This window comes from Streptomyces sp. NPDC001714, assembly GCF_042892755.1.
Classification (GTDB): Bacteria; Actinomycetota; Actinomycetes; order Streptomycetales; family Streptomycetaceae; genus Streptomyces.
The window spans coordinates 594,992-621,042 of sequence record NZ_JBIAUL010000002.1; the positions used below are offsets into that span (position 1 = coordinate 594,992).

At 69.9% G+C, this 26,051-nt stretch carries 23 protein-coding genes and 2 pseudogenes; 12 read left to right on the forward strand and 13 right to left on the reverse strand.

What is annotated here, in order from left to right; all coding sequences use genetic code 11:
- Positions 1-135 precede the first annotated feature (135 nt).
- Genes ACFY0P_RS07295 through ACFY0P_RS07305 form a run of 3 tightly spaced genes read left to right on the forward strand, consistent with a single transcriptional unit; the run spans position 136 to position 4,069 of the window.
- Positions 136-963 (forward strand): hypothetical protein, encoded by an 828-nt coding sequence (locus tag ACFY0P_RS07295; protein ID WP_388908295.1) that lies wholly within the window; start codon positions 136-138, stop codon positions 961-963.
- Positions 960-3,275: an HAD-IB family phosphatase gene (locus ACFY0P_RS07300; protein ID WP_388908297.1), complete on the forward strand. Its 2,316-nt coding sequence runs from the start codon at positions 960-962 to the stop codon at positions 3,273-3,275. The genes ACFY0P_RS07295 and ACFY0P_RS07300 overlap by 4 nt, the downstream gene beginning before the upstream one ends.
- Positions 3,275-4,069, forward strand: a complete 795-nt coding sequence (locus tag ACFY0P_RS07305) for a ferritin-like domain-containing protein (protein ID WP_388908299.1) — start codon at positions 3,275-3,277, stop codon at positions 4,067-4,069. The genes ACFY0P_RS07300 and ACFY0P_RS07305 overlap by 1 nt, the downstream gene beginning before the upstream one ends.
- Positions 4,070-4,106: 37 nt before the next feature.
- Here ACFY0P_RS07305 and ACFY0P_RS07310 read toward each other — a convergent pair whose 3' ends face one another.
- The 3 genes from ACFY0P_RS07310 to ACFY0P_RS07320 form a co-directional block, all read right to left on the reverse strand.
- Positions 4,107-4,772, reverse strand: coding sequence for a nitroreductase (locus tag ACFY0P_RS07310; RefSeq protein WP_388908850.1), 666 nt, complete (start codon positions 4,770-4,772; stop codon positions 4,107-4,109).
- 142 nt (positions 4,773-4,914) lie between these two features.
- On the reverse strand, positions 4,915-5,313 hold the full coding sequence (locus tag ACFY0P_RS07315) for a winged helix-turn-helix transcriptional regulator (protein WP_388908301.1): 399 nt from the start codon (positions 5,311-5,313) through the stop codon (positions 4,915-4,917).
- 276 nt (positions 5,314-5,589) lie between these two features.
- Positions 5,590-6,753, reverse strand: coding sequence for an ABC transporter permease (locus tag ACFY0P_RS07320; RefSeq protein ID WP_388908303.1), 1,164 nt, complete (start codon positions 6,751-6,753; stop codon positions 5,590-5,592).
- Between the two features lie 164 nt (positions 6,754-6,917).
- Between ACFY0P_RS07320 and ACFY0P_RS07325 the strand changes: the two genes are divergently transcribed.
- On the forward strand, positions 6,918-7,523 hold the full coding sequence (locus ACFY0P_RS07325) for a TetR/AcrR family transcriptional regulator (protein WP_388908305.1): 606 nt from the start codon (positions 6,918-6,920) through the stop codon (positions 7,521-7,523).
- Positions 7,524-7,749: 226 nt separating this feature from the next.
- On the opposite strand, the gene ACFY0P_RS07330 is transcribed toward ACFY0P_RS07325, so the two are convergent.
- Positions 7,750-8,496 carry an SDR family oxidoreductase gene (locus ACFY0P_RS07330; protein ID WP_388908307.1) on the reverse strand — a complete coding sequence of 249 codons (747 nt, stop codon included), beginning with the start codon at positions 8,494-8,496 and terminating at the stop codon, positions 7,750-7,752.
- 77 nt (positions 8,497-8,573) lie between these two features.
- Positions 8,574-10,304 (reverse strand): L-aspartate oxidase, encoded by a 1,731-nt coding sequence (locus ACFY0P_RS07335; protein ID WP_388908309.1) that lies wholly within the window; start codon positions 10,302-10,304, stop codon positions 8,574-8,576.
- Positions 10,305-10,548: 244 nt separating this feature from the next.
- On the opposite strand from ACFY0P_RS07335, the gene ACFY0P_RS07340 reads away from it, so the two are divergent.
- Positions 10,549-11,079, forward strand: coding sequence for a DUF1003 domain-containing protein (locus ACFY0P_RS07340; protein WP_388908311.1), 531 nt, complete (start codon positions 10,549-10,551; stop codon positions 11,077-11,079).
- A gap of 139 nt (positions 11,080-11,218) precedes the next feature.
- Here ACFY0P_RS07340 and ACFY0P_RS07345 read toward each other — a convergent pair whose 3' ends face one another.
- On the reverse strand, positions 11,219-11,698 hold the full coding sequence (locus ACFY0P_RS07345; protein ID WP_388908852.1) for an Ohr family peroxiredoxin: 480 nt from the start codon (positions 11,696-11,698) through the stop codon (positions 11,219-11,221).
- Between the two features lie 419 nt (positions 11,699-12,117).
- Here ACFY0P_RS07345 and ACFY0P_RS07350 point away from each other — a divergent pair, with 419 nt between their 5' ends.
- Positions 12,118-12,846 carry an SDR family oxidoreductase gene (locus ACFY0P_RS07350; protein ID WP_388908313.1) on the forward strand — a complete coding sequence of 243 codons (729 nt, stop codon included), beginning with the start codon at positions 12,118-12,120 and terminating at the stop codon, positions 12,844-12,846.
- Positions 12,847-13,020: 174 nt separating this feature from the next.
- On the opposite strand, the gene ACFY0P_RS07355 is transcribed toward ACFY0P_RS07350, so the two are convergent.
- Both ACFY0P_RS07355 and ACFY0P_RS07360 read right to left on the reverse strand, forming a co-directional pair.
- Entirely contained in the window at positions 13,021-13,431 is a 411-nt protein-coding gene (locus tag ACFY0P_RS07355) for a cupin domain-containing protein (protein WP_388908315.1), read from the reverse strand.
- 371 nt (positions 13,432-13,802) lie between these two features.
- On the reverse strand, positions 13,803-14,276 hold the full coding sequence (locus tag ACFY0P_RS07360; RefSeq protein ID WP_132890954.1) for a carboxymuconolactone decarboxylase family protein: 474 nt from the start codon (positions 14,274-14,276) through the stop codon (positions 13,803-13,805).
- Between the two features lie 239 nt (positions 14,277-14,515).
- Here ACFY0P_RS07360 and ACFY0P_RS07365 point away from each other — a divergent pair.
- A pseudogene (locus ACFY0P_RS07365) lies at positions 14,516-15,619 on the forward strand (pyruvate dehydrogenase (acetyl-transferring), homodimeric type); the annotation flags it as partial.
- A 410-nt stretch (positions 15,620-16,029) separates the two neighbouring features.
- Positions 16,030-16,518: a MarR family winged helix-turn-helix transcriptional regulator gene (locus tag ACFY0P_RS07370; protein WP_388908317.1), complete on the forward strand. Its 489-nt coding sequence runs from the start codon at positions 16,030-16,032 to the stop codon at positions 16,516-16,518.
- A gap of 60 nt (positions 16,519-16,578) precedes the next feature.
- Here ACFY0P_RS07370 and ACFY0P_RS07375 read toward each other — a convergent pair whose 3' ends face one another.
- On the reverse strand, positions 16,579-16,881 hold the full coding sequence (locus ACFY0P_RS07375) for a DUF5133 domain-containing protein (RefSeq protein ID WP_388908319.1): 303 nt from the start codon (positions 16,879-16,881) through the stop codon (positions 16,579-16,581).
- Positions 16,882-17,103: 222 nt separating this feature from the next.
- On the opposite strand from ACFY0P_RS07375, the gene ACFY0P_RS07380 reads away from it, so the two are divergent.
- Positions 17,104-18,042, forward strand: a complete 939-nt coding sequence (locus ACFY0P_RS07380; protein WP_388908321.1) for a sigma factor-like helix-turn-helix DNA-binding protein — start codon at positions 17,104-17,106, stop codon at positions 18,040-18,042.
- A gap of 17 nt (positions 18,043-18,059) precedes the next feature.
- Here the strand turns inward: ACFY0P_RS07380 and ACFY0P_RS07385 are convergent, their stop codons facing one another.
- A complete protein-coding gene (locus tag ACFY0P_RS07385) occupies positions 18,060-18,728 on the reverse strand; it encodes a nitroreductase (protein ID WP_388908322.1) in 669 nt (222 codons plus the stop codon).
- Between the two features lie 112 nt (positions 18,729-18,840).
- Positions 18,841-19,338 (reverse strand): MarR family winged helix-turn-helix transcriptional regulator, encoded by a 498-nt coding sequence (locus ACFY0P_RS07390; RefSeq protein WP_388908324.1) that lies wholly within the window; start codon positions 19,336-19,338, stop codon positions 18,841-18,843.
- Positions 19,339-19,568: 230 nt separating this feature from the next.
- Between ACFY0P_RS07390 and ACFY0P_RS07395 the strand changes: the two genes are divergently transcribed.
- The 3 genes and pseudogenes from ACFY0P_RS07395 (at position 19,569) to ACFY0P_RS07405 (ending at position 23,334) form a co-directional block, all read left to right on the forward strand.
- Complete coding sequence (locus tag ACFY0P_RS07395) at positions 19,569-20,063, forward strand: SsgA family sporulation/cell division regulator (protein WP_388908326.1); 495 nt, start codon at positions 19,569-19,571, stop codon at positions 20,061-20,063.
- 223 nt (positions 20,064-20,286) lie between these two features.
- The gene (locus ACFY0P_RS07400) at positions 20,287-23,004 is read left to right on the forward strand and encodes an AAA family ATPase (protein WP_388908328.1); all 2,718 of its coding nucleotides are present in this window, start codon (positions 20,287-20,289) and stop codon (positions 23,002-23,004) included.
- Positions 22,979-23,334, forward strand: a pseudogene (locus tag ACFY0P_RS07405) (hypothetical protein). Before ACFY0P_RS07400 ends, ACFY0P_RS07405 begins: the two are co-directional and overlap by 26 nt.
- On the opposite strand, the gene ACFY0P_RS07410 reads toward ACFY0P_RS07405, so the two are convergent.
- Together ACFY0P_RS07410 and ACFY0P_RS07415 are read right to left on the reverse strand one after the other, a co-directional pair.
- Complete coding sequence (locus tag ACFY0P_RS07410; RefSeq protein ID WP_388908330.1) at positions 23,291-24,379, reverse strand: LLM class flavin-dependent oxidoreductase; 1,089 nt, start codon at positions 24,377-24,379, stop codon at positions 23,291-23,293. The pseudogene ACFY0P_RS07405 and the gene ACFY0P_RS07410 sit on opposite strands and share 44 nt — an antisense overlap.
- A complete protein-coding gene (locus tag ACFY0P_RS07415) occupies positions 24,376-26,037 on the reverse strand; it encodes a dipeptide ABC transporter ATP-binding protein (RefSeq protein WP_388908332.1) in 1,662 nt (553 codons plus the stop codon). Before ACFY0P_RS07415 ends, ACFY0P_RS07410 begins: the two co-directional genes overlap by 4 nt.
- Positions 26,038-26,051: the final 14 nt, after the last annotated feature.

Consider the following 26,051-nt stretch of genomic DNA (forward strand, 5'->3'; position numbering starts at 1 on the left):
GCTTCCGCACACGACGCAGGCGGGCGGTGTCACACATGTGTCGGTTGCCCGGTCTCAGGTGACGGTCCCCGACGGCTTCCCGCAGGCTTCGGGGCTTCCGCAGTGTTTCCCCGCTCCCGCCCAGAAAGCCCGTGCATGAACCCGAACAACGAGACGACCACCGTGCCACCCGAGACAGCGGGCTTCGACGTGCGTGAGTTCGCCCGTACGGCACATGGCAGCCACCGTGGGACGCTCGACCTCGGGTCGCTCGCCGAAGAGCCGCTCGACGCCGAATCCGTCCGGCTCGTGCGCGCGCTGCGCGACATGGAACGTACGACGCTGCACCGCGTGCGCGACCTACTCGTCACGGCGACGCACAAGGACGCCCGGGTGACCGCGTTCCTCACCACGTGGATGTTCGAGAGGTTCTGGACAGCCGACGCCCTCGACGCCGTCCTCGATGCCTCTCCCGCCGCCCGCGACCTGCCTTCGAGCGCCGGTCCGGCACGGCGGGTACCTGCGGAGCGCCGCGCACGCCGTGGCCCGATCCGTCGCTCTCTCGTCGCCGGCATCACCGGTACGCAGATCGTCGCCGAACATGTGACGACGGGCCTCGTGGACGAATGGATCACGCAGGCGGCCTACCGGCGCCTGGCCGGCGTGTCCTCCGCCACGGCGTCGATCATCAACCCCGTGGTGGAGATCAAGAACCGTCACATCCGCTTCCTCGCCGAGGAGGCCGAGCGTCGTCTACGCGACTCCGCCCGCGCCCAGCGCATCACCTGCCGTGCTCTCCGGCACGCCGCCTGGCCGCTCGGCTCGGTCGACCGCTCCGGGCACGAGCGCGCCTTCTTCGAACGTCATGTCTTCGGCGACCGGAGCGGACGGGCCGAGGCACGCCGTATCCGCGGGATGGTCGCCGCGCTCCCCGGCATCCGTCCCGGTGTCGCATCCATCGTGGAATCGAGGCTCCTTCCGTGACACCGCACCACGCGAACACCGAACTCGGCGACGCGCACGTCCTGCTGACCGGCGCCACCGGCTTCGTCGGGCAGGCCGTGCTGGAGCGGCTGCTCAGCGACCACCCCGCCACCCGAATCTCACTCCTCGTGCGCCGCAAGGGCAGTCAGACCGGGCAGGACCGGCTCCGACAGCTGCTGCGCAAACCCGTCTTCCGGCGCTGGCGGGACACCGTGGGCGCCGAAGAGGCCGAGCGCGTCGTCCGGGCTCGGATCACCGTGCTCGACGGCAGCATGACCGGCGTCCCCGAGCTGCCCGCCGACCTCGACGTCGTCATCCACTCGGCGTCGACCGTCTCCTTCGACCCGCCCATCCACGAGGCGTTCGACACGAACGTCAACGGCGCCGTGGGCCTCTACGAGGCCCTGCTCGCCTCCGGATCCGACCCGCACGTCGTCCACGTGTCGACCTGTTACGTCGGAGGGCTCCGCCGTGGTGTGGTGCCCGAGGCCAGGCTCGAACACGATGTCCTCTGGCACACCGAGTGGACCTTGGCGACCCGGACCCATGAGCAGACCGAACTCACCTCGCGGGAACCGGCGATGCTCGAGCGGTTCATGTCCCGCGCCCGTGGCGACCACGGGAAGGAGGGCCCGATCGCGGCCGCCCGCGCGAGCGAGAACGCGCGGCGCGAGTGGGTGCGTTCCCAGCTCGTCGCCGCCGGCCGGCGGCGCGCGCAGAGCCTGGGGTGGACCGACGTCTACACGCTGACGAAGGCACTCGCCGAACGTGCCGCGGAGGACCTCTGGGGTGAGGCCGGACACCGGCTCTCGGTGGTCAGGCCCGCGATCATCGAGAGCGCGCTCCGGCATCCGTTCCCCGGCTGGATCGACGGCTTCAAGGTCGCCGATCCGCTGATCTTCGCCTACGGCCGCGGCCAGCTGCCCGATTTCCCCGGGCTGCCCGACTCGATCCTCGATGTCATCCCCGTCGACTTCGTCGTCAACGCCATCCTGGCCGTGGCGGCCAACCCGGCCCCCGCCGACGAGCCGAGGTACTTCCACATCGCCTCGGGCGCGTCGAATCCGCTGCCCTTCCACCGCATGTACGAGAACGTACGCGACTACTACACGCAACACCCGATTCCGAAGGACGACGGCTTCGTCGAAGTGCCGGCCTGGAAGTTCTCGGGCGAGCGCAGGTTCAACCGCGGCCTCCGGCTGGCGAAGGCGAAGGCAGACCTGTGGGACGCCGCCCTGCGGCTGATGCCGAACGACGAGCGCAAGCGCGCACTCGCGGCCGGCAACGCCAAGCTGCGCGCCGGCATCGCCACCCTCGGCAACTTCATCGACCTCTACCGCGCGTACGCGCAGACCGAGATCGTCTTCGACGACCGCAACGCCCGCGCGCTGAACAACGCTCTCCCGGCCGAGGTGCGTGAGGACCGTGGCTTCGATGTGGAGCGGATCGACTGGGAGGAGTACCTGCAGAAGGTGCACCTTCCCGCCCTCAACGAGCTGACGGCGGCCTACCGTCGCCGGAAGGCCGCGGCCGTCCGGCCGACGGACGCCCGTCCGAAACGCGAACTGCCGCGGCGTACCGACGCACTCGCCGTCTTCGACCTCGAACGGACCGTCGTCGACTCCAACATCGTCGAGCAGTACCTCTGGGTGCGTACCGCGGGCTTCCGGAAGGCGGCCTGGCCGAAGGAGGTGGCGGACCTGCTCGTCTCGCTGCCCGGCTACCTCCGCGCCGAGCGACGCGACCGCGGCGAGTTCATCCGCGCCTTCCTGCGCCGCTACCGCGGCATGCCCGTCGCCCGCCTGGAAGAGGTGGTGCGGCGCGGCTACGCCGACACGATGCTGCGGCACACGAGCGCGGACGCCCTGGCGCGTATCCGCGAGCACCGCGCGGCAGGTCACCGCACCGTCCTGGTCACCGGCTCGGCCGGCCTTCTCGCCGCTCCGCTCGCCGACCTGTTCGACGAGGTCGTCGGGAGCTCCATGCACGTGAGGGACGGGGTGCTCACCGGCTACCTGGCGAAGCCGCCGCTGGTGGACGAGGCGCGGGCCGCGTGGCTTCTGCGGTACGCCGAGGAGGGCGGCTACGACCTCGCCGCCTCCTACGGCTACGGCGACAGCCACTCCGACCTGCCGTGGCTGTCCCTGCTGGGCAAGCCCTCGGCGATCAACCCCGACGCGGAACTGGCGCGCGAGTCGCACCGGAGGAACTGGGACATCCACCGCTGGAAGAGCGGCGGTTCGGGTGTGCGCCGCGAGGTCGTCGCGGCCCGGGCGACGAATCCGACGCGCACCGACGGGAAGAGCGACTGATGGCCTTCGACATGGACAAGTACACGAAGAACTCCAGCGGCGTGCAGTGGGCCGACCTCGACTTCGACGAGTTCGAGCGCAACCCGCTGCCCGAGGAGACGCTGCGCACACTGCGCTACATGTGTGACATCGAGTACCACACGGTGTGCTATCTGCGTGATCTGCTGACGACCCCGTCTCACGACGAGCCGGCGGTGGGCGCTTTCATGACGATGTGGAACCGCGAGGAGTTCTGGCACGGCGAAGCCCTCGCGGCCGTGCTGGAGCGCCACGGCCTCCGAGTCGACTTCGACGAGCTCAAGGCGACCCGCCTGAAGCTCGGCTGGCGGGACCGCCTGGGGACGGTGAAGCAGACGGTGATAGGTCGGCTGGTCGGAAACGACTTCGTCGCCGTGCACATGGCGTGGGGAGCGGCGAACGAGTGGTCGGCGACCGCGGCGTACCACCGACTGGCCGCGCTGGAGAGCCACCCCGTGCTGCTGCCGCTGCTCAAGCGGATCGCACAGCAGGAGACGAAGCATGTCGCGTTCTACGCGTCGCAGGCGCGCGACCGGCTCGCGGCGAGCAAGAAGGCCCGCGTGGTCGCGCGCCTGGCGCTCGAAAGGGCCTGGGGGCCGGTCGGCTCGGGCGTCATGCCCGAGACCGAGGTCACGCATGTCATGACCCACCTCTTCGGGGGCTCCGAGGGCCGCAAACTCATCCGCGACATCGACGCGCACATCGCGAAGCTGCCGGGCCTGGACGGGCTGCGCATAGTCGAGGACGCCATGGACAGCCGCGGCATCGCTGCCTGACACTGCCACGCCCGAGGGTCACCTTCTCGTACGGGACCTATGCGTCGACGAAGGTGACCGTCTGTTCGAGCGGTGCCCGGCCTGTACGGGTGTAGGGCACTGCGGTGTCCTCGAATCCGATCGACATACCGCAGAACAGGATGAGGTCCTCGGGGGGCGAGAGGACCTCCGCGACGGTCTTGCGGTAGACCGACCACGCCATCTGCGGGCAGGTGTGCAGGCCTTCGGCGCGGAGCAGCAGCATCACCGTCTGCAGGTACATGCCCAGGTCGGACCACTGGGGCCGGCCCAGACCGCGGTCGATGTAGCAGAACAGGGCGGCCGGTGCGCCGAAACACTCCCAGTTCGCGGAAGCGGCCCTCTGGCGCGCCTCCCAGTCCTCGCGCCCGATGCCCAGTGAGCTGTAGCGCTCCGCACCGAAGGCGGATCGGCGCTCGCGGTAGGGGGACCTCAGTGTCGGCGGGTACATCTCGTATTCGCGCTCGTCCCAGGGATCGCGCGCGGTCACACGCCAGCCGGCGAGCTCCTTGAGTTCGTCCAGCGGCCGACCGGTCAGCACGTAGACATGCCAGGGCTGGAGGTTCGACCCGGAGGGCGCCCAGGCCGCGGCGGAGAGCACCCGCTCGAGCACCTCCCTCGGGACGGGCCGGTCGATGAATCCACGTACGGCCCGTCGGCTCGTCACCGCCTCGTAGACGTCCAAGATCACCAGGCTCCTCGTCTGCCCTACATGCCACCCTTGCCGGTCGGCAGACTATGAAATGTAACAATATGCATGAAATACCATGGATCGTAGCCCCGCCGACTCGCGCCTTCCATGGCGGTCGCGTCTGGACGGGAAGTTGTCAGGGGCCAGTCGTGGCCGGTCGGTCGGCCGGTGAGCTGTTCGCAGGAAGGTGATCTTCCGCCCACAGGAACAGAACGGCCAGGGGGACGAGGAACGCGTTGCCGTGCGGAGAGAGTGCGTAACGGGGCCGCGACGACAGCCCGGGCCGGACATCCCGGGTGACCAGGTCGATCGCGGTCAGCTCCTGGAGCCGCTGGGTGAGCATGCGGCTGCTGATGCCGGGGACGCGCTCGCGAATCTGCGCGGAATCGGCCGGCCCTTTGGCCAAGGCCATGAGGATCAGGCCGTTCCAGTCGTTGCTGAGCAGGGCGAAGGCCCGGGCGATGGCCGGAGAGGTGTCGGCGGACCGCGGATGCTCGGTTCGGTCTGCCGGGTGAGGGTCTTGTGGGGTGGGCATGGTGCGTGTCCGTTCCGGTACGGCGCGAGCCGTCGCGGTGCGACAACTCGCGCTGTATTCGGTGGTCGTGGGTGTGGTCGTAGCCGTAGCTGTGTCGGGAGTCGGCCGGGCCGCTTCCCCGGTTGGTGGTGCGTCCCCGCCAACGGGGTTGTCGGCTCCTGCGGGCGGCCGTGCGCTCGGGGAGTTGCCGGCGCGCGTCAGCGCCTCATCGGTCTTCGGTATCGGCCTTAAGTTCCCGGCGGCCAAGTCGTGAGCGCGCACATGAAGCGCTCGGTATCAGTCCTCCCCGTCATGGCGACGGGCGTGCGCGTGCGCGTGGCGCCGCACCGTCAGGGCGGTGCCGGACCCGGGCGGTGCCGGGAGCAGCTCTCCGGAAGCCGGCGCACCGCTCTTCGTGCCGCGGCCTTCCCTGATGACCCAGTGGCCGCACATGACCGCCGTGAGCCCGCAGACGGTCCACAGGACGAGGACGGCAAGGTGACCGGCGTCGGCGTTGCCGTCGAAGTACGTGATGTCGCGCAGCAGGCCGGCACCGGCGCCTGGGGGCAGCCACTGTCCGACGTAGTCCACGCCCTTGGGAAGCATCTCCGGAGCGGAGGTGGCGCCGGAGAAGGCGTTTCCGACGAAGACCATGAGCGCGGCGCTGAGCCCGAGGCCTGCCGGCCCCAGGAGCCGGATCACACCGGCGGCGGTGGCGCTGACGGAGAGCAGGTCGAGGGTCAGGATCGCCCACGTGGCCACGTGGTTGTGGGGCAGCGCCCCGAGGAAACCCTGGGCCACGACATAGACGCCGAGGGCCGCGACGGCGCATGCGACGAGAAGCGTCAGCACCCGGTGCCGCGGGCGTGCCAGGCCGCGAGCCATCGTGACGAACGCCCCGATCAGGATGCCGCAGATCGTGAGCGGGAAGACCGATGAGCTGAACACCACACCCCGAGGGTCGTCCGCGGCGACGGGCACCACGTCGACCGACTTCGCGAGGATCCTCACCGGGGCATCAGCGCCGGCGGCTCCCTGCTGGGCGGCTGCCTGCTTGTGGGCCTTCGCCGGCGAACGCGCGCCGCCGGCCTTCTGCTCGGCAGCCTTCTGCCGGGCGGTCGCCTGCTCGGAGGCCTTGTCCGCCAGCTGCTGTCCGACATCGGTCAGGAGCTGGGCCACGGAGGGGCTTGCGGCGGTGGCCGTCAGTACGGTGATGCCGTGGCCGGAGATGGCGAAGGCTCCGTAGACATCCCGGTTCCTGATCGCCGACCGCGCCGCGCGCTGGTCGGGGTAGAGGCGGAAGTCGAAGGCGCCGGGCTTCTGCTGAGTCAGTTTCTCCACCGCGTGCTGACTGGCCGGCCCCGTGCCCACGATCCCGACCGGGACGTCGCGCGGCGAGATCCGCCCCGCCGGCCAGGCGAACGTCATCACCGCCAGAGTGATCACTATGGGCAGCACCACGGCGGCAATGGCTACTTCCCGCCATGTCTGGTGTCCTGACAAGGGGTTCCTCACGGCCCGCCCTCTCATAAAAAGGAATGATCGTTTTTCTTGAGGGTTCAGTCTGGCCTGTGGGGTCGGCAAACGTCAACACGAACGTTCGTTTTCTTTGGTATTCTTGTCTCATGCCCAAGGTCACTCAGCAGCACATGGACGCCCGCCGCAAGCAGATCCTGGACGCGGCGCGCCGTTGCTTCCTGCGTGACGGGTTCCACTCCACGTCCATGCAGGACCTGTTCGCGGAGTCGGGGCTGTCCGCGGGCGCGGTGTATCGGCACTTCACCAGCAAGGACGAGATGATCCTCGCGATCGCCGAGGAGAACATGCGCGATGTCCTGGACATCACGGTCGCCGTCGCCGCGAACCGGCGGGGCCGGTCCATGGGGGAGGTCATGGCGGAACTGCTCGACGTGATCCGGGTCAAGTCCGCCGAGGAGGACGTGGCCGGCCTCGCGGTTCTGGTCTGGGGAGAGGCCATGCGCAACCGCTCGCTGGCGCGCAAGCTCGACGACCTCATGGGCGGCATGCGCGCCAATCTCGTCACTCTGGTCCGCGACCACCAGGAGCGGGGCGGTCTGCCGACGAACGCGACCGCAGAGGGGATCGCCTCGACGATGCTCTCCGTCCTCCCCGGCTACATCCTGCAAGTGGCTCTGCTCGATCCGGCGGTGGTGGCCGAGGTGCCTGACGCGGTGCGGGCGCTGTGGCCGGGACCGGCCGGTGAGCGCTGAGCGGTTTCCGGAACAGCGGGCAGCCTCGACGGTGTCGTCGAGGGTGGTGCTTCTTCCCATCGACCAGTCCCGAGAGCTCTGTCCCGGAAGCCTCGATCGCGAGGGCCGTGTACGGATCAGCTGGTGCGGGCCGCCGTGGTGATGAGGGGGCGGCGCGAAAGGCGGTGGGTTTCACGCGGTCGGGTCCGGCCTGCCCCTGACTGCCGCCAGGGGCCGCTCGCAGGGCTTATCGCTGCTGCCCGAGCCAGTCGGTGAACCGGGTCCCGGCGATGTGCGCGTCAGGACCCGGCACGAGCGTGGTCTCCTCCAGCTCGGCACCGGAGTACGGGGCGCTCGGGTCCGTGACGACCGTGCGCGTGTCGTCCTTGTCGGCGAGCAGCTGACGGATGAGTTCGTCGAGCTGGAAGACGTCCGGGCCGGCGACCTCCACCACGCCGTTGACCGGGGCGCCCACCGCGGTGCGGCCGACGGCCGCGGCCACGTCGTCGGAGTGGACGGGCTGGAACCTGACGGGGGCCAGGCGCACGGTGTCGCCCTCCGTCGAGATGTCCGCGATCCCGCTCACGAACTCGAAGAACTGAGTGGCGTGAACGATGGAGTACGGGATGCCGGAGGCCTTGATCAGCTCTTCCTGCGCCTGCTTGGCACGGAAGTAGCCGCTCTCCTGAAGGCGGTCGGTACCGACCACGGACAACGCGACGTGGTGCGTCACACCGGCGTCCGCCTCGGCACGCAGAAGGTTGGCGGTCGAGGTGCGGAAGAAGTTCATGACGTCTTCGTCGGCCCACGAGGGGGAGTTCGACACATCGACCACGACCGACGCGCCCCGCAGTGCCTCGGGCAGCCCTTCACCGGTCAGGGTGTTGACGCCGGTGTGGGGCGAGGCCGCGAGCGCCTCGTGCCCGTACTCGTCGAGCTTGCCCACCAGCTTCGAGCCGATGAGCCCGGTTCCACCGATCACTGCGACCTTCATGGCGGTGTCCTTTCGTAGGTGTTCTTCGTGGGTATTCATTGCAAGAATCGAGAAAGTGCCGGGACCGGCTCCCGGCGTTATTCGGCGAGCTTTCCGTCGGTCGAGACCTCTGCCATCAGGGAGGAAATCTCGTCGGGGATGGCAGGAATGCTCTCCCGGGTGATACCGGTCGTGGGCGACCACACGAGGTTGACCTGCTGAGCGGGGTCCATGTGGGGGTAGTCGCTGCGGTTGTGGCAGCCGCGGGTCTCCCGGCGCTCAAGTGCCGCTTCGAGGGTGGCCCGGGCCGCCAGCGCCGCGGACCTGAGATCAAAGGCGTGTGCGAGGTCCTGGAAGCCGGCGATGTCCGGGTGGACGCCGACGTCCTCCATCCGCTTCTCGATCGCCGCGAGCTCCGCGAGCCCGGCGCGCAGGCCTTCTTCGTCGCGTACGACTCCGGCGTGCTCGGTCATGGTGTTGCGGATGGCGCGCTGCAGGGCGCGGACGTTCTCCGGTCCGTCGGCCACCAGCAGCTCGTCGATCTCCGCGCGGGCCTGTGCGACAGCCGACGCCGACCGCGGCTGGGCGGTCAGGGACCGAGAGTAGGCGGCGGCCGCCTGGCCCGTGATACGGCCGAAGACCAGCAGTTCGATGAGACTGTTCCCGCCGAGGCGGTTGGCACCGTGCAGGCCGCTCGACGCCTCACCGATGGCGTACAGGCCGCGCACGTCGGTGCTGTGGTCCTCGGGGCGTACCCACACCCCGCCCATGGAGTAGTGCGCGGTGGGCGCGATCTCGATCGGATCGCGGGTGATGTCCAGCATCTGCAGATCGAGCAGGGTCTGGTAGACGCGGGGGAGACGCGTCATGATCGTCTGCCGTGGCAGATGGGAGACGTCGAGCCACACTCCGCCCTTGGGCGTGCCCCGCCCTTCCTTGATCTCCGTGTAGGAGGCCAGGGCCACGCGGTCGCGGGTCGACAGCTCCATGCGGGCGGGGTCGTAGCGGTTCATGAACCGCTCGCCGAGCGCGTTGCGCAGGATGCCGCCCTCACCGCGCGCGGCCTCGCTGACGAGGGTGCCTGCCGCGTTCTCGGGCTCGATGATCCCGGAAGGATGGAACTGCACCAGCTCGGGGTCGCGAAGCCGGGCGCCGGCCTCCACGGCCAGGCGGAACGAGTCGCCTGTGTTCTCGTCGCGCCGGGAGGACGTCCGCCGCCAGATGCGGGTGTGACCACCCGCGGCGAGGATGACCGCGTCGGCGTGGATCAGGTACCGCGTGCCATGGGTGAGATCGAAGCCGTAGGCACCGAAGACGGCGCCGTCGTGGACCAGCAGCCGGGTGATGTAGACACCGTCGAGCACCGGAATGTTCAGCTGGTCCGCGCGCCGGATGAGCGTGCGCTGGATCTCCAGACCGGTGTAGTCGCCGGCGAACGCGGTCCGCCGGAACGTGTGAGCGCCGAAGAAGCGCTGGGAGATCCGTCCGTCCTCCTCACGGGCGAAGGCCATGCCGTAGCGCTCCAGGTCGCCGATGCCCTGGGCGGCGCCCTGGGTGACGATCTCCACGGTGCGGGGATCGGCGAGCAGGTAGCTCTCCTTGAGCGTGTCGGCCGCGTGCTGCTGCCAGCTGTCCTCGGGATCCATGGTGCCGAGCGCGGCATTGATTCCTCCGGCGGCGAGCGCCGTGTGCGCGTCCTCCTTGGGGCGCTTGCCGACCGCAAGGACGTCGACACCGGCCTCGGCCAGTTCGATCGCTGCGCGCAGCCCGGCACCTCCGGTTCCGATCACCAGCACCGTGGCGGAAATACGTTGTTCGGTGAGAGTCACGACCTACTCCGATCGCCGTGGGATTGTCACCCACTAGGACCAGGCCGTCCCGGAATCTGTGACAGCGCCCGGCTCAGGCGTCGGCCGTCACAATCTCGTGGGTTCCACGGTCATACCTCCGGTCGTACTCCCAGGTGTCCTCCGGGCGTGAGGGCGTTCCGGGCGCCCCCACCTGGTCGTGCCGAGGCCATGGGTGGCCGGTGGCGATGGCGTCCTCGGCGAGGGAATGAGGGTGTAAGCACGCATGACCGTTCGATCCGAAGGCCGGGCCTCCCGGCCGCGCTCCGCTTCCGGCGGCACTGACCGCCTCGACCTCCGTGCGCGCCACGAGCGGCTGGTGCTCGCCAGGGTGCGCACGTCGCAGGACCGGTTCGCGGACGCGATCACGGCCTTCGCGGGCACGATGGGCTTCGTCTACGTGCATGCCGTCTGGTTCGCGGTGTGGATCGCGCTCAACCTCAGGCTGTTCGGCGCCGCAGCGGTCTTCGACCCCTACCCGTTCGGGCTGCTCACCATGATCGTGAGCCTTGAGGCCATCTTCCTGTCCACCTTCGTCATGGTGAGCCAGAACCGGCAAGCCGCACGGGAGAACGTCCGGGCCGATCTGGATTTCGAGACCAATCTTCGTGCCGAGATCTGGGCGGTGCACATAGGCAAGGCGCTCGGCCTGAATCCGCAGGAGATCGAGCTGCACGTCCAGGAGATCATCAAGCAGAGCAGGAGCGCGCTGGAATCGGGCTCCGACGTTCCGCCCGTGGCCCCGGATGCGCTGTGAACGTCGCCTTCCGGCGGCCGGTATCGGTGGTGGTGGGGAGTGGTGGGCGGCACTCTTTCGACGGCTGTCGTGTGCAAGCACGAGACACACGACAGCCGTCGAAACGACATACGGCCGGGCAAGCAGCCGACGCCGTCGGCTATGAGGCCAGCCTGATGCTCGTCGGTGTTCCCCGCAGGGCCATCTTCGTGTAGGGGCAGAGCGAATCGGCCTTCTCCACGAGCGGGGCGGCGACGGCAAGGTCGATGTCCGGCCACTTGACCTCAAGGTCGACGTGCAACAGGTAGCCGCCGTCTTCCGGGTCCCGTCCAAAAGCCACGGTCGCTTCCACGGAGATCGCCGCGGGGTCCAGTGCGGCCTGCCGCGCTACCAGACTCAGCGCCCCGTGGAAACAGGCGGCAATACCGGCGGCGAACAACTGCTCGGGATTCGTCCCCTGGCCGTCTCCGCCCAGTTCCGCCGGCATGCGCAGGTCGAGATCCAGGACGCCGTCGCCCGAGCGGGCCCTTCCCGAGGCCCGCCCGTGATGCGCCATCCCCCCGTTCACCGTCACGGTGGTGGTGTAGATCGGCGCGAAAGCCTCTCCGCCGAAGTCCTTGTCGGTGGACAGATCGGGCAACCGGGTCGGCTCGTTCACGGCCTGTCTCCGTCGGCGTCGCAGTGCACGGCCGGGCGCTGGGCCGAAAACGACGCGGTAGGGCTCACGTTGGTCGGCCTGTGTGCACCCCGCGGCCTGTTTGTACCGAGCCGCCGTGCACTGCGGGATTCCGGGCGGCCATGGGCAGAACCCGACGGACCGGTGATGTCGAATGCCATAGGGGGCACCTTCGCGTATGGAGGGTTTCCAGATGCGGACAGTCAGTTGACCGACAGATCCCCGCCGTTGTGACAGTCGCCGTCGAGGCGGGTGCGGGTGGGTCGCCCCGCGGCCGGCGGAGGCTGCTGCGCACCCTGACATGTGTCCGAGCCGAACCCTTGGTGCCCACATATAGTGTCTTACGTAACATTCCGGACACGGTACCGGCGGAAGGGCATGTCATGAAGTTCGCGGTCATCGGCGGTACGGGACTGATCGGGTCGCAGGTCGTCAAGGAGTTGAACGCCGCCGGGCACGAGGCGGTGCCGCACTCGCAGTCCACAGGAGTCGACATCCTCAGCGGTCAGGGCCTGGACGAGGCGGTCATGGGAGCCGACGTCGTCATCAACCTGACGAACTCCCCGACCTTCGACGACGCCTCCCTCGCGTTCTTCCAGACCTCGATGGACAACCTCCTGGCGGCGGCCGACAAGGGCGGCGTCGGCCACTTCGTCATCCTCTCGATCGTCGGCACGGACCAGGTGCCCGAGCTGGACTACTACCGCGCCAAGGCGCTCCAGGAGAAGATCCTCGCGGACGGGCCGATCCCCTATTCGATCGTCCGGGCCACGCAGTTCATGGACTTCATGGATGCGGTGCTGTCCTGGACCGCCGACGCGGACACCGTCCGGCTTCCCGCCACGCCCATTCAGCCCATCGCCTCCAAGGACGTGGCGCACGCGGTGGCGGAGGTGGCCGCCGGCGCCCCGCTGAACGGGATCCGCAACATCGCCGGCCCCGAGATCTTCTCCCTGGACGAACTGGGCCGGATCACTCTGTCCCACAAGGGCGACCCCCGTACCGTCGTCACCGACCCCACCGCCGGTATGTTCGCCGTGGTCAAGGGCGACGTCCTCACCGACAAGAACGCGCACCTCGCGCCCACCCGCTACACCGACTGGCTTTCCTGACCAGGGCGCGGTCGGGGCGTCCGGGGGGGCGCCGTGCGGCCGTCCGGGGCGGCCGTTCATACGACGGCACCGCCATGGCGAGATCCATGGCGGTGCGCAGGGGAGAGGCTGCTCGCTGTCGCCGGCCAAGGTCCCGTGACTCCGTCGGGAACCGGCCTGCGCGCAGACGGGCGCTCAGTCGGTGGGGCGGGGGGCCCGCAGGTGGGCCCGCTTCTCCAGCTCCTCGTCGTCGACCAGCGTGAGCATCGGCTGGTTCGGCGCGCACATCATGAACACGATGTACTTGGCCGGCACCTCCGAGGAGGCGTTGCCGTTCTGGTAGTGGATCACCTCACCGCCCGGCTCCCAGAACGTCTCGCCGGCCTTGATCACGTGCTCCGGCTCGCCCTCGAGCTCCCACCGGACCGCTCCTTCGATGACGTAGCCGAAACACGGCCCCGAGTGGCGGTGCGGAGGAGTCCCGGGGTCACCGGGAGCCCACTCGACGAGGACGGTCATTCCCGAAGCGCCCTCGGGAATGAAAGGCGGCTTGATGTCCGCCAGCATCTTCGGTCCGAATCCGTCCTCTGAGTGCATTTCGTGCATGGTGCTACCTCCGTGTACCGGCCCGGAACGGACGAGCTCGCGTCAGCGGTTCCAGGCTCACAACGACTTGGTCTACAGCGAAGACAGAACGCGGCCCACTTCTGTGACAGGCCGCGAGCCTCCCGCGTCACACGCGGCGGGCCGGTGCTCGCCCGCCACCGTTCGGTCGGCTGCGGTGCCGGGAGCGGCGACGTCGGCGCAGCGGTGCCGGGCTCCGAGGAAACCGGCTCGGCCGACCACCTGCTTGAGCGCAGTCGGCCGGCGCCCGAACGTCGTTCTCCGCGCCGAAGGCATCGATGACGGGACAAGGGTTGTCCCTGCCCGGCTGCCTCCCGGCATCCGGCATCCGGCATCCGGCCGCGGCTTCCAGCTCAGCCGAACATGCCGACCTTGTAGCCGCCGGCCGGCTGCTGGGTGATGATGTTGATGCGGTTGTAGGCGTTGATGACGGCAATCAGGCTGGTCAGCGCGGCGAGTTGGTCCTCGTCGAAGTGCTTCGCGGCGTTCGCCCAGGCCTCGTCGGTGACACCACCGGCCGCGTCCGCGACGCGGGTGCCCTGCTCGGCCAGCTCCAGCGCCGCGCGCTCGGCCTCGGTGAAGACCGTAGCCTCCCGCCAGGCGGCGATCAGGTTGAGCCGCACCGAGGTCTCCCCGGCGTGGGTGGCCTCCTTGGTGTGCATGTCGGTGCAGAAGCCGCAGCCGTTGATCTGGCTGGCGCGCACCTCCACCAGATGCTGGACGGTGGCCGGCAGCGTCGAGTCCGACAGCGCCTTGCTGGCCGAGACGAGGTGCTTGAGCACCTTGCCCGCGAGCGGATTGCCGTAGTAGTTGAGACGCGCGTCCATGGATCCTCCTTGCGGAATTGCTGGTACGCACTACTGACCGGGCAACCCGCCGAGGTGTGACACCGAAGCCTGATGTGACCTGGGTCTCAGTCGTCATGTCGTCACCGCGCCCGGTTCGAGGGCTCGCGAGTTGTGCGCCCACCTTGATCGCGAGACGCCGATCACCGCACGGGGGCCGGCGGACACGTCGTCCATGTGCCGAAGACGGTCACAGGAACGGCACGACTTTCTCCGAGGCGAGCGAACTCGACCAGCTACCCGACAGGGACACCGAGGAGACGGCCGAATGGCAGGCATCCCTCGACGCCGTCGTGCGGCACGCGGGTCCGGATCGGGCGATGTACCTGCTGCGCCGCGTGCACGAGTACGCGGCCAGGTCCGGGATCGCACTGCCGGGACTCCTGTCCTCGGACTACATCAACGCGATCCCGGCGTCCGCACAGCCCGCCTTTCCCGGTGATGTCGCCCTGGAGACCAGGATCACCGCGGTGAACCGCTGGAATGCGGCAGCGATGGTGACACGCGGCTCCCGCCTGGGGCTCGGCGGTCACATAGCCACCTACGCGTCGGCGGCATGGCTCTACGAGATCGGGTTCCATCACTTCTTCAAAGGCAAGGGTGTGGACGGTTCGGGCGACCAGCTGTACGTGCAGGGACATGCGTCGCCCGGCATCTACGCCCGAGTGTTCCTCGAAGGGCGCCTGGACGAGCAGCAGTTGGACGGTTTCCGACGCGAGGCCGGCGGTCACGGCCTGCCGTCCTACCCCCACCCTCGCCGCCTGCCGTGGCTGTGGGAGTTTCCGACCGTCTCCATGGGACTCGGTCCGCTCGCCGCCATCTACCAGGCCCGGTTCAATCGCTACCTGCACGCTCGCGGTGTCAAGGACACCTCCGGGTCCCGTGTCTGGGCATTCCTCGGGGACGGGGAAACGGACGAGCCCGAGGCGATGGCCGCGCTGGCGCTCGCCGCCCGCGAGGGGCTCGACAACCTCACCTTTGTCATCAACTGCAACCTCCAGCGCCTGGACGGCCCGGTACGGTCGAATTCCAAGATCGTCCAGGAACTTGAGGGCCGGTTCCGCGGAGCGGGCTGGAACGTGGTGAAGTCCCTCTGGGGCGAGGCCTGGGACGGTGTGCTGCGACAGGACACCACCGGCGCCCTCGTCCACCGCCTCGGCGCGGTGCCCGACGCCCAGATGCACTCGTACGCCGCGCGGGACGCCGCCTACATCCGCAACCACTTCTTCACCGGCGACGCGCTCCCCGGCATCGCCGCACGGCTCAGCGACGCCCAACTCACCGATCTGTTCGGGAACTCGCGCGGTGGGCACGAACCGCTCAAGGGCCCGTCCTGGCCGTCAGCGACTGGATGCGGCAGGTGCCCGACCAGATCAGCCAGTGGGTCGAGCAGGACTACACGTCGCTGGGCACGGACGGCTTCGGGCTGTCGGACACCCGTGATGCCGTACGCCGCTATTTCCACGTCGACGCCGAGTCGATCGTCATGGCCGCCCTGGACCGGTTGGCGCGCCAGGACGCGATCGCCCCGGAGACGGTTGTCGAGGCTCGTGATCGCTACGACCGCCCGGGGCGCCCTGTCACCGCGTGAGCAGTGACCGGGGGCGCGGCCGCGCGCGCGTGGCGAGCGGCCCGGAACCGGGAGCTGGGCCGAGGTGCGCCGAAGACGGGACCGCTCTCCTTTCGTGTCAATCGCTACCGTATCGGGTGAGTGGACGGCTGATAGCGTGGGGTTGTGACAGCCGACACTCCGCACCCCTCGGCCGCCTCGCGTGCCACCGACCGCCCCGGGGACGCCTCGCCTTTCGCTCTCGGCCTGTTGTTGCGGCGGGCGCACTGGCGGGTGGCCGGGGTGATGACGGAGACGCTGCGCCCGCTGGGTATCGAGTTGCGGCATTTCGCGGTGCTGCTGGTACTGGTCGACCGGGGACCCACGGTGCAGCGGGACCTGGGTCCGGCGACGGGGTCGGACAAGGCGGGTGTCATGAGGGTCGTGGACGATCTGGAACGGATGGGACTGGCCGTCCGCAAGGCGGTTCCGGGAGACCGGCGGGTGCGGGCTGTGGAGATCACACCCCGGGGTGTCGAGCTGTTCGACGCGGCGCATGTGGCGGCGGAGCCGGTGGCCGAGCGCCTGGTGGCCGGTCTGGAGCCGGGCGAACGCGAGCAGCTGACGGGACTGCTGACCCGGTTCGCCCACCCCACCGAGCAGGACAAGGCATGAACACGCCCGGACGGGGACCGGTTCGCACACGGCCGTATGGAAACGGGTGAGGACGGTTTTCTACGGAGCGACGGAGGGGATGTCACCGGGCGCTGAGCAGTCGGACGGGGTCGTCGGCGGACCGTCCTCGCCGTCCGGCTCCTGGACACCGCCCCGCCCGGCGGCCTGGGCCACCAGCAGCGTGTCCGCGGCCGCTATGGCCTCGTCGACGGTCCGGGCTCCCATCGTGATGCACAGCGTGTAACTCACGTCCTCAAGCTCGCGTGCCCTCTCCCGCCCCTCGTTCTCGGCGAGCGCGATCCGCAGGCACGCGTACCGGGTCAGCAGTCCTCTGACGACCTTCGGATCCGGAACAACGAGCACAGCCAGGCCCTCCCTTTCGACGTTCTGGTCACACCGGCGTGAGGGAAGACCGGTTGTCCCCGGCTTGTGTGACGAGATGGGCTCCCGCCCGATGCATTCCTGAGATGCGCGGTCGCGGGAGACGGCCGGTGTCACACGACGCGTGCATGCCCGGTCAGAGGATTGAGCCGAAGAACGTACAGGTCTGTGTTGCGCTGCGCCTGGTGAGGGGGAGAAAGTCAAATGGACGACGCTGACGCCGTGCCGGTCGCGGAGTTGCTCGACGAACGGCGGCACCTGCTGGAAGTCACCTACTGGATGCTGGGCGACTCCCGCGAGGCGGAGAACGTGGTCGGTGAGAGCTACCGTCGGTGGTACGGGCTGTCCGACGTGGAGCGTGGCCGGATCACGGCTCCCCGGCACTGGCTCACGAAGACCGCGGGCGGGATCTGCCTGGGCCTGCTCGCACGCCCCCGTCGTGGGCTGACCGGTCGGCTGGACCGGACGGCGGAGCACCCCACGGAACCGGGAGACGCCGAGGGCGCTCAGGCGGGCCTGGCGGAGGAGGTCAGCCGGGTTCTGCTGAACGCGCTGGACTCCCTGTCGCCGGCCGAGCGGGCGGCGTTCGTGCTCAACGACGTCTTCGGGATGGCCTCCGACACGGTGGCCGACATCGTGGGACGTCCGGAGCCCGAGTGCGCCGAGCTCGCCGACCGGGCCCGCCGCAGCCTTCGGATGCAGCGCTCGCGCTCCACCCCTCCAGACGAACAGGATCTCCTCGCCCGCACCGTCGGCCAGGCCTGCGTGGACGAGGACGCCGAACTGCTCGAGTCGCTGCTGTGTCCGGACGCCACGGCGTTCTTCGACGGCGGCGGCAAGGTCCGCGCACTGAGCAGGCCGGTGCACGGCAGCCGTCAGGTCGCCCACAGCCTGCTGACGCTCCTGGCCCGCCACCCTCGCACCACCCTGACCACCCACTCCGTCAACGGGCGTACCGGGCTCGTCGTCCGTTACGACCGCCAGGTCGCCGCTGTCATCAGCCTCGACATCGCTGAACACCATGTCGCGCAGGTGTGGGTCGTCCTCAATCCCGACAAGCTGCGGTCCTGGAACCAGCCCCCCACCCTCCCGGACTCCGGCTCGCACGGGGGCCCGTCACGGCAGGGCGACGGCTCGCTCTGACCGCCGGCGCCGCCGGGTCAGCAGCCGCCGACGAACGTGACTGTCTCCTCAAGTGGCGCCCGGCCGATACGAGGTTGGCTTGCCGTGACGTCCTCGTGCCCGATCGACATGCCGCAGAAGAGAAGGAGTTCATCCGGCGGCGACAGGACCTCCGCGACGGTCTTGTGGTACTTCGCCCAGGCCATCTGCGTGCAGCTGTGCAGCCCTTCGACGCGGAGCAGCAGCATCACGGACTGCAGATACATCCCCAGGTCCGACCACTGGGGCCGGCCCATGCAGCGGTCGACGTAGCAGAACAGGGCGGCGGGTGCCCCGAAGCAGTCCCAGTTCGCGGCAGCGGCCCTCTGCCGCGCCTCCAGGTCCTCGCGCGGAATGCCGAGCGCGCCGTAGCGCTGCTCGCCGAACCCGGATCGGCGCTCCTGGTAAGGGCTCTTGAGGGCTGGGGGGTACTGCTCGTACTCGGGTTCGTCCCAGGGGTCGCCTGCGGCTATGCGTTCGCCGGCGCGCTTCTTTAGCTCGGCCAGCGGTCGGCCGGTCAGGACGTAGACGCGCCACGGCTGGAGGTTCGATGCGGATGGTGCCCAGGCCGCGGCGGACAGCACGCGCTCCAGCACCTCCCGCGGTACCTGCTGGTCGGTGAATGCCCGCACGGCTCGCCGACTCGCGACGGCCTCGTAGACGTTCATGATCGCCTGCACCCCTTTCTGCTTGACATCTCCACGATCGTCTCACTCGAAATAGTATCGGTCAATACCATCTCGGACGAGTGGGACGGCGGTGGAGAGGGGGTGGGCGTGTTCATGCCTTGTCCTGCTCGGTGGGGTGGGCGAACCGGGTCAGCAGTCCCGTCAGCTGCTCGCGTTCGCCCGGCTCCAGACCGGCCACCAGGCGCTCGGCCACCGGCTCCGCCGCCACATGCGCCGCGTCGAACAGCTCGACACCCCGGGGTGTGATCTCCACAGCCCGCACCCGCCGGTCTCCCGGAACCGCCTTGCGGACGGCCAGTCCCATCCGTTCCAGATCGTCCACGACCCTCATGACACCCGCCTTGTCCGACCCCGTCGCCGGACCCAGGTCCCGCTGCACCGTGGGTCCCCGGTCGACCAGTACCAGCAGCACCGCGAAATGCCGCAACTCGATACCCAGCGGGCGCAGCGCCTCCGTCATCACCCCGGCCACCCGCCAGTGCGCCCGCCGCAACAACAGGGCGAGAGCGAAAGGTGAGGCGTCCCCGGGGCGGTCGGTGGCGCGTGAGGTGGCTGACGGGGCGGCTTCGTGAGGTGCGTGGGTGGTCATGAGGTCACATTACAGCCATAGGTGCATTCGAGACGGTTTCATGTGAGCCGGTCGAGGGTGGGCTGAGGAGCCGCGATCCGGCCTGAGCCGTGCCCTCGTAGTCACTTGACTGATGCATTGCCTCTCAGCCCTCTCCAGGCTCGTAGCAGCGAGCCGGCCCATGCCCTGTGCACGGCTCCGTGGGCGCCGATCCACGGCTGTCGCGACGGGAAGACGAGAGAGGACGAATCATGAGCGGCAAGGTCTTCGACACCGATGACGAGCCAGGGTGTGCTCGCAAAGCCGGGTCGGACGGCCACGCGAGGTGGGGTGTCGAGCCGGAGCCGGTGACATGTCGAACGGTTGTGGCTCTTCTCGAAGAGGGGACGCCGCTGCCGGTCCTGACGGATCTCCGCTACGACAGCGCGGAGCCGTACTCCGTGACCATGGCGTTCAACGCGGGCAGTGATCCGGTCGTCGAGTGGGAGTTCGGCCGCGAGCTCCTGGCCTCCGGCAGGCGGCGGCTCGACGGTTTCGGTGATGTGCAGGTCTGGCCCGACGAAATCCGTGGCCATGGGTTGGTGTACCTGTCGTTCCGGTCGGGCTGGGAAACGTTCGTCGTAGCCGCGTCCGCGGTAGTGATCGATGAATTCCTGACCTCCACCTTCGAAGTCGTGCCCCTCGGGGAGGAGAGGAGCTTTCTGGGGTTGGAAAGTCCTGTCGGTCGGTGGTCGGACGAGACGTGACGTAAAAGAGTCGTTCGACTGATGGTCCACCCTCACCGACAGGCGGGCCGCACCCGACGAGTAGCATGCTGAGCGGACCACCCCCTGGCGGAGAGAAGCTTCACGTGCTGTGCCCCCTGCTTGTCGTGCCGATGAATGGACGTCCGGCGCCTGAGCATCCCGCGGGCGCACGTGTCGGGACGCGGTTGTCGCGAACCCCGCAGAAGGCGGGATCCGCACGCGGGTGATTGGGCGGGACGAGGAACTGCGCACCCTGCGGGGTCTGCTCGCGGACGCTGCGGCCGGGCACGGCGGTGCACTGCTGGTCCACGGCGCCGCCGGTGTCGGCAAGTCGGCACTGCTGCGCACGATCGGGGCCGAGGCCGCCGAAAGCGGCTTCAAGGTGCTCCGCACCTCCGGTGTGGAGCCCGAGCAGTGGCTGCCGTTCGCCGCGCTGCAGATGCTGCTGCAGCCGGTCGCCCGTGGCATGAAGGACCTGTCGGAGCCGCACCGGTTGGCGCTGAGCGCCGCGTTCAGTGCCAGGGACACCGAGCCGGAGATATACCGGGTCGGACTGGCCGTGCTCGAACTGCTCGCCGACGAGGCCAGCCTCCAGCCGCTCCTGCTGCTGGTGGACGACCTGCAGTGGATCGACTCCTCGAGCCGGGACGTGCTCAAGTTCGTCGCCCGGCGTACCCATGACCTCGCCATACAGGTGCTCGCCGGCGCCCGGGTCCAGTACTCCGAGTCGTACGGACACCTGGACCTTCCCCTGTCACCGCTCAGCCGGCCGGCCGCCGCCGAGCTGCTCGACGCCGCCGCGCCCGACCTGCCGCCGCCGTTGCGGGCGCTCATCCTGGAGCGTGCCGCGGGCAATCCGCTGGCCCTGGTGGAGCTGCCCAAGGCCGTCCAGGGCGTGACCGCGCAGCTGGACGACCTGCCGCTGACCCAGCGGCTGGAGGACGCGTTCTCCGCACGTACCGATTCCGTGAGCCGGGAGTGCCGCACGTTGCTCCTGGTCCTGGCCGCCGAGCCGGCCGCGCCCCTGAACCTCCTGCTGGATCTGGCGAGCCGCCTCTCCGGCTCGGCGGTCTCCGTGGACGCGGTGCAGGAGGCGGTCGACGCGGATCTGGTCACCCTGGCCGGTTTCACCGCCGAGTTCCGCCATCCGCTGATGCGCACGGCGATCTACACCCACGCGACACTCGCCGACCGGCTGGCCACCCACCGGGCCCTCGCAGCGGTGATGGAAGACACCCCCGAGCGCCAACTCGCTCACGAGGCAGCGGCCACCATCGGGCCGGACGAGGAGCTGGCCGCTCGGCTCGAGCGTTTCGCCGATGCCTCGCAGGCCGCAGGGAAGGCGGCCGCGGCCGTCCCGGCGCTGCGTCAGGCGGCCGACCTCGTCCTCGATGCACAGCGACGGACCGGCATCCTGGTCCGGGCGGCCGAGCTGTCCAGCGAGATCAACCACCGCATCAGCGTCCGAACACTGCTGGACCGCATGGACATGCGCGTGCTGGACCCGGTCGACCGGGCTCGCCTGATGGTGGTGTCGGACAGTTCTGCTTTCGAACCGGGCGAGCCGGAGCGACGGATCCAGGACATGGTCACCGCGGCGGCCGGAGCCTTCGACGCGGGAGCCGCAGACGTCGCGGAGAACCTGCTGTGGCGAGCCAGCGCGCGGTGCTTCTTCCAGGACGGCGACGCGCAGGTGCGGGCCCGGGCCGCAGCGGAACTCGATCGATGGAATCCCGATCCGAACGCCCCCCACGTGCTCGCGGTGCGGGCGTACACCGAGCCGTACCGGCACGGGGCCGACGTGATCGCGCGGCTCGGCGGCATCGGAACAGACCATCAGGACGGCCGGATCCTGCACTTCCTCGGCAGCGGCGCGATGGTGACGGGCGACGTCAGCCGCGCCGTCCAGTATCTCGCGGCGGCGGCCGCGGCATGGCGTTCGCAGGGCCGGCTCGGGCTGCTCGCCCGTTCACTGGCCGCCGGCTGGCCGCAGGTGTACCTCGGTCAGCTTGAGCGGGCTCGCGAGGAGTCCGCCGAAGGACTGGCCCTGGCCGAGGAGACCGGGGAGTGGATCGTCTGGCTCGGGTTGAAGGCTACGTCCGGCCTGGTGGCGGCGCTGCGCGGGGAAACCGAGCAGGCGACGCGCACGACCGGCGAACTGCGCACGCACAGCCTGTTCCTGGAAATGCCGTTCGTCACCGTGATGGCACAGCAGACCGACGGCCTGCTCGCGCTCTTCGACGGTCGCGCCACGGAGGCGTACGACGTGCTGGCGCGCGCCTTCGATCCCGCGGATCCGCACTACCACTCGGTGAGCCGCTGGCTGCTCGCGCCGGACCTGGCGGATGCCGCGGTCGCCGCGGGCACCGTGCGGCAGGCCCGGGATCTACTGGCCGGTCTTCCGGAGCTGGCCGGGCGGCTGCCCTCGGAAATGATGGTGGTGGCGCATGCCTACACCGACGCGGTGCTGGCTCCGGACGACACCACGGAGGAGCGTTACGCCGCGGCCCTGACCGCACTGCCGGCCGCCTGGACGCTGTCGCGTGCCCGGCTCCGTCTGCACCACGGCCGATGGCTGCGCCGCCAGCGCCGCAACGTCGACGCCCGGCACCCGCTTCGGCTCGCCCGCGCCGAGTTCGACCGGGTCGGCGCGCAGCCCTGGGCCGAGATGGCCCGCGAGCAGCTGCGTGCCACCGGCGAGTCGAGCGGTCGACGGCACGCGAACACGGGCGATCAGCTGTCCGCCCAGGAGATGCAGATAGCCGTGCTGGCGTCGCGGGGGCTGAGCAACCGGGAGATCGGCCAGCGCCTGTTCATCTCGCACCGCACCGTCGGAGCGCACCTCTACCGCATCTACCCACGCCTGGGCATCACCGGCCGCGGCAAGCTGGCGGCCGCACTTGCCGCGCTTCAGGATGAAGAGTCCACGTCCGGCGTCTGACGGCTTGGGCGCCGGGCCGTGCGAGGGGGCGTGGCCAGGGACCAGGTGCTGCATGATCGCTGCAGGCCGTGACTGCGGATCCGAGCCCCGCACCGCCGCGTGGTCCGGGCACCCCGAGTTCGTCTTCCTGGACGACACGGGCGAGCAGCCCGAGGAGGTACGGCTGCGCACCTCGCCGGGCCACTACATCTTCGTCCCCCCGTTCGTGCCGCACCGCGAGGGGACCCGCACCCCGCCGAGGAGGCCGTGCTCCTCATCGCCCGCAGCACCCAGGAGGCGATCGTGGTCAACCTGCCCCGCCTGTACGCACTTCCGGCCCCCGGCGCGTGACGTCCGGGGCTCGCCCGGCTCCTGCCTGGGCAGCCTCGGGGTGCCGGCCGAGCTCGGGCGCGACGAGGTGCCGTACGTCGTGCAGGATCTGCTCGTACTCCTCCCGGTGGAACTCGTACGGCAACTCCAGGCGCAGCTCGGATACTTCGGCGAGCACCGGATCGGTCGTGAGCGCTTCCAGGATCTGCTCCGCGGTCCCGACGACGTCCGGGGCGAACAGGATGCGCCTCGGGCCCTGCGGCGCGAGGGTCCGCTCGTGACGGCTCGCCGCGTAGGCCCGGTAGCGGGCGCGGGTGGCGGCGTCGGCGCTGTCGAGGGGGACGATCACCCGGCCCACGGCCACGCGCGGCGTTCGGTCCGGCGGCAGTGCGCGCCGGTACTCCGACAGCAGGTTCAGCTGGGCCGTGGTGAAGTCGTCGGTGCCCTCGCCGGTGACGATGTTCCCGGACAGCAGGCCAAGGCCCTGCTCGCCGGCCCAGCGGACCGAGCGCAGGCTGCCGCCGCCGTACCAGATGCGGCGTGCCAGGCCGGGGTTGTGCGGTTGCAGCCGGGGGCGCTGGACGTTGCCCGGTGAGTGGATGACGGTGTCCGGGCCGCCGAGGTAGTCGCCGCGCAGGTTCTCCACGAGCCGGGCGATCCTGCCGTACGACAGGTCGAAGCCGCGCCAGTCGCCGTCGTACACGAGGTCGCCGAGCAGGTCCGCGTGCGGCATGCCGGTGCTGAAACCGATCTGGAGCCGGCCCCGGGACAGGACGTCGGCGAGTGCCAGGTCCTCCGCGAGCCGGAACGGGCTCTCGTAGCCGATCGGGATGACGGCCGTACCGAGCTCGATCCGCTCGGTCCGCTGGCCGGCCGCGGCGAGGAACACGGCCGCCGAACCGACGCCGTGTTCGAGGTGGCGCTGCCGGATCCAGGCGCCGTCGTAGCCGAGCCGCTCGCCGTACTCGAACAGCTGGAGGGTCTCCTCCAGGCCGGGGTAGGGGTCGTCGTCCGCGAAGTTGCCGGGCGTCAGGAAGGCCAGGGAGGCGATGGTGGGAGTGCTCATGCTGGTCCTTGGGCGGTGGCGGTCGCCGTGGCGGGGGAGGGGACGCGGCTGCCGGGTATCGCTGCCAGCAGTTCGCGGGTGTAGGCGTGGCGGGGCGCGGAGAACAGGTCCTCGGGCGGACCCGTTTCGACGACCCGCCCGGCCCGCATGACGGCGACCTGGTGCGCGATCTGCCGTACGACGGCCAGGTCGTGGGAGATGAACAGGTACGCCACGCCCGTGTTCGCCTGCAACTCGGCCAGCAGGTCGAGGACCTGGGCCTGGACGGACACGTCGAGCGCGGAGACCGGTTCGTCGCACACCACCAGGTCGGGGGAGAGGGCGAGGGCACGCGCGATGGCCACCCGCTGGCGCTGGCCGCCCGACAGCTCGGCCGGGCGGCGCTCCAGCGTCGCGGCGGGCAGCGCGACCCGGTCGAGCAGTTCGCGGGCGCGGTCGAGCCGGGTGGCGCGGTCGCCGACCTTGAACGCCCGCAGCGGCTCGGTGATCACCTCTCCGATGGAGAAGCGCGGGTCGAGCGAGGCGTACGGGTTCTGGTAGATCAGCTGGGCACGCCGGCGCAGCTCCCTGACCTCGGAGCCCTTGGCGGTGGTGACGTCGGTGCCGTCGAACAGCACCTGTCCGGAGGTCGCCTCGGCCAGGCGCAGCAGCAGCCGGGCGGTGGTGGACTTGCCCGAGCCCGACTCCCCGACCAGGGCGAGGGTCTGCCCGCGCAGCAGGGTGAGGCTGACGTCGTCGACCGCGCGCAGGGTGCGGGCCTCGCCGTCGGCCCGCGGCAGCCTGAACTCCTTGACCAGGTTGCGTGCCTCGACCAGGGGAGGCGCCGTGTCGGTCGGGGTGGTGGAGACCGGGGTACGGGGTCGGGCCGTGGTCAGGCTCGGGGCGGCGGCCAGCAGCCGTCGGGTGTACTCGTGCTGCGGGTCGGCGAGGACGGCCCGGGTCTCGCCCGCCTCGACGACCTTGCCCTGCTCCATGACCACCAGGCGCTGGGCCCGGTCGGCGGCCACCCCGAGGTCGTGGGTGACCAGCAGGATCGCGGTGCCCGACTCCTCGGTGAGGTGCTGGAGATGGTCGAGGATGACCCGCTGCACGGTGACGTCCAGCGCGCTGGTCGGCTCGTCGGCGATGATCAGCCGGGGCTTCGCCGCGATCGCGACCGCGATCAGGGCCCGTTGCCGCATGCCGCCGGACAGCTCGTGCGGGTACTGCCGGGCCCGGACGGCCGCGTCGGGCAGCCCGGCCCGGTCGAGGACGGCGACCGCCTCGGCCGCCGCCCCGCGCCGGGTCGCCAGGCCGTGGATGCGCAGCACCTCGGCGACCTGCTCGCCGATCCGTTTGACGGGGTTGAGCGAGACCGTCGGATCCTGCGGGACCAGTCCGATCTGCGCGCCGCGCACGGTACGCAGCTCCGCCTCGGAGAGGGTGGCCAGGTCGTGCCGGCCGAAGCGGACCGTGCCCGCGTCGATGGTGCCGTTCGCCGCCAGCAGCCGGGTGACGGCGTGTGCGGTGGTGCTCTTGCCGGAGCCGGACTCGCCGACCACGGCGGTCACCTGCCCTGGCCATACGTCCAGGTCCACGCCGCGCACGGCCGGCACCGTGCCGCCCCGGGTCCGGTACGACACGGACAGGCCGCGGATCTCCAGGACTGGTGTGGTCACGTCCTCACCGTTCT

Coding starts and splice junctions, on each gene's coding strand:
- ACFY0P_RS07295 (WP_388908295.1), top strand. CDS start 136: ATGAACCCGAACAACGAGACGACCACCGTGCCACCCGAGACAGCGGGC.
- ACFY0P_RS07305 (WP_388908299.1), top strand. CDS start 3,275: ATGGCCTTCGACATGGACAAGTACACGAAGAACTCCAGCGGCGTGCAG.
- ACFY0P_RS07315 (WP_388908301.1), bottom strand. CDS start 5,313: ATGCCCACCCCACAAGACCCTCACCCGGCAGACCGAACCGAGCATCCG.
- ACFY0P_RS07325 (WP_388908305.1), top strand. CDS start 6,918: ATGCCCAAGGTCACTCAGCAGCACATGGACGCCCGCCGCAAGCAGATC.
- ACFY0P_RS07330 (WP_388908307.1), bottom strand. CDS start 8,496: ATGAAGGTCGCAGTGATCGGTGGAACCGGGCTCATCGGCTCGAAGCTG.
- ACFY0P_RS07340 (WP_388908311.1), top strand. CDS start 10,549: ATGACCGTTCGATCCGAAGGCCGGGCCTCCCGGCCGCGCTCCGCTTCC.
- ACFY0P_RS07350 (WP_388908313.1), top strand. CDS start 12,118: ATGAAGTTCGCGGTCATCGGCGGTACGGGACTGATCGGGTCGCAGGTC.
- ACFY0P_RS07355 (WP_388908315.1), bottom strand. CDS start 13,431: ATGCACGAAATGCACTCAGAGGACGGATTCGGACCGAAGATGCTGGCG.
- ACFY0P_RS07360 (WP_132890954.1), bottom strand. CDS start 14,276: ATGGACGCGCGTCTCAACTACTACGGCAATCCGCTCGCGGGCAAGGTG.
- ACFY0P_RS07380 (WP_388908321.1), top strand. CDS start 17,104: ATGGACGACGCTGACGCCGTGCCGGTCGCGGAGTTGCTCGACGAACGG.
- ACFY0P_RS07385 (WP_388908322.1), bottom strand. CDS start 18,728: ATGAACGTCTACGAGGCCGTCGCGAGTCGGCGAGCCGTGCGGGCATTC.
- ACFY0P_RS07390 (WP_388908324.1), bottom strand. CDS start 19,338: ATGACCACCCACGCACCTCACGAAGCCGCCCCGTCAGCCACCTCACGC.
- ACFY0P_RS07395 (WP_388908326.1), top strand. CDS start 19,569: ATGAGCGGCAAGGTCTTCGACACCGATGACGAGCCAGGGTGTGCTCGC.
- ACFY0P_RS07410 (WP_388908330.1), bottom strand. CDS start 24,379: ATGAGCACTCCCACCATCGCCTCCCTGGCCTTCCTGACGCCCGGCAAC.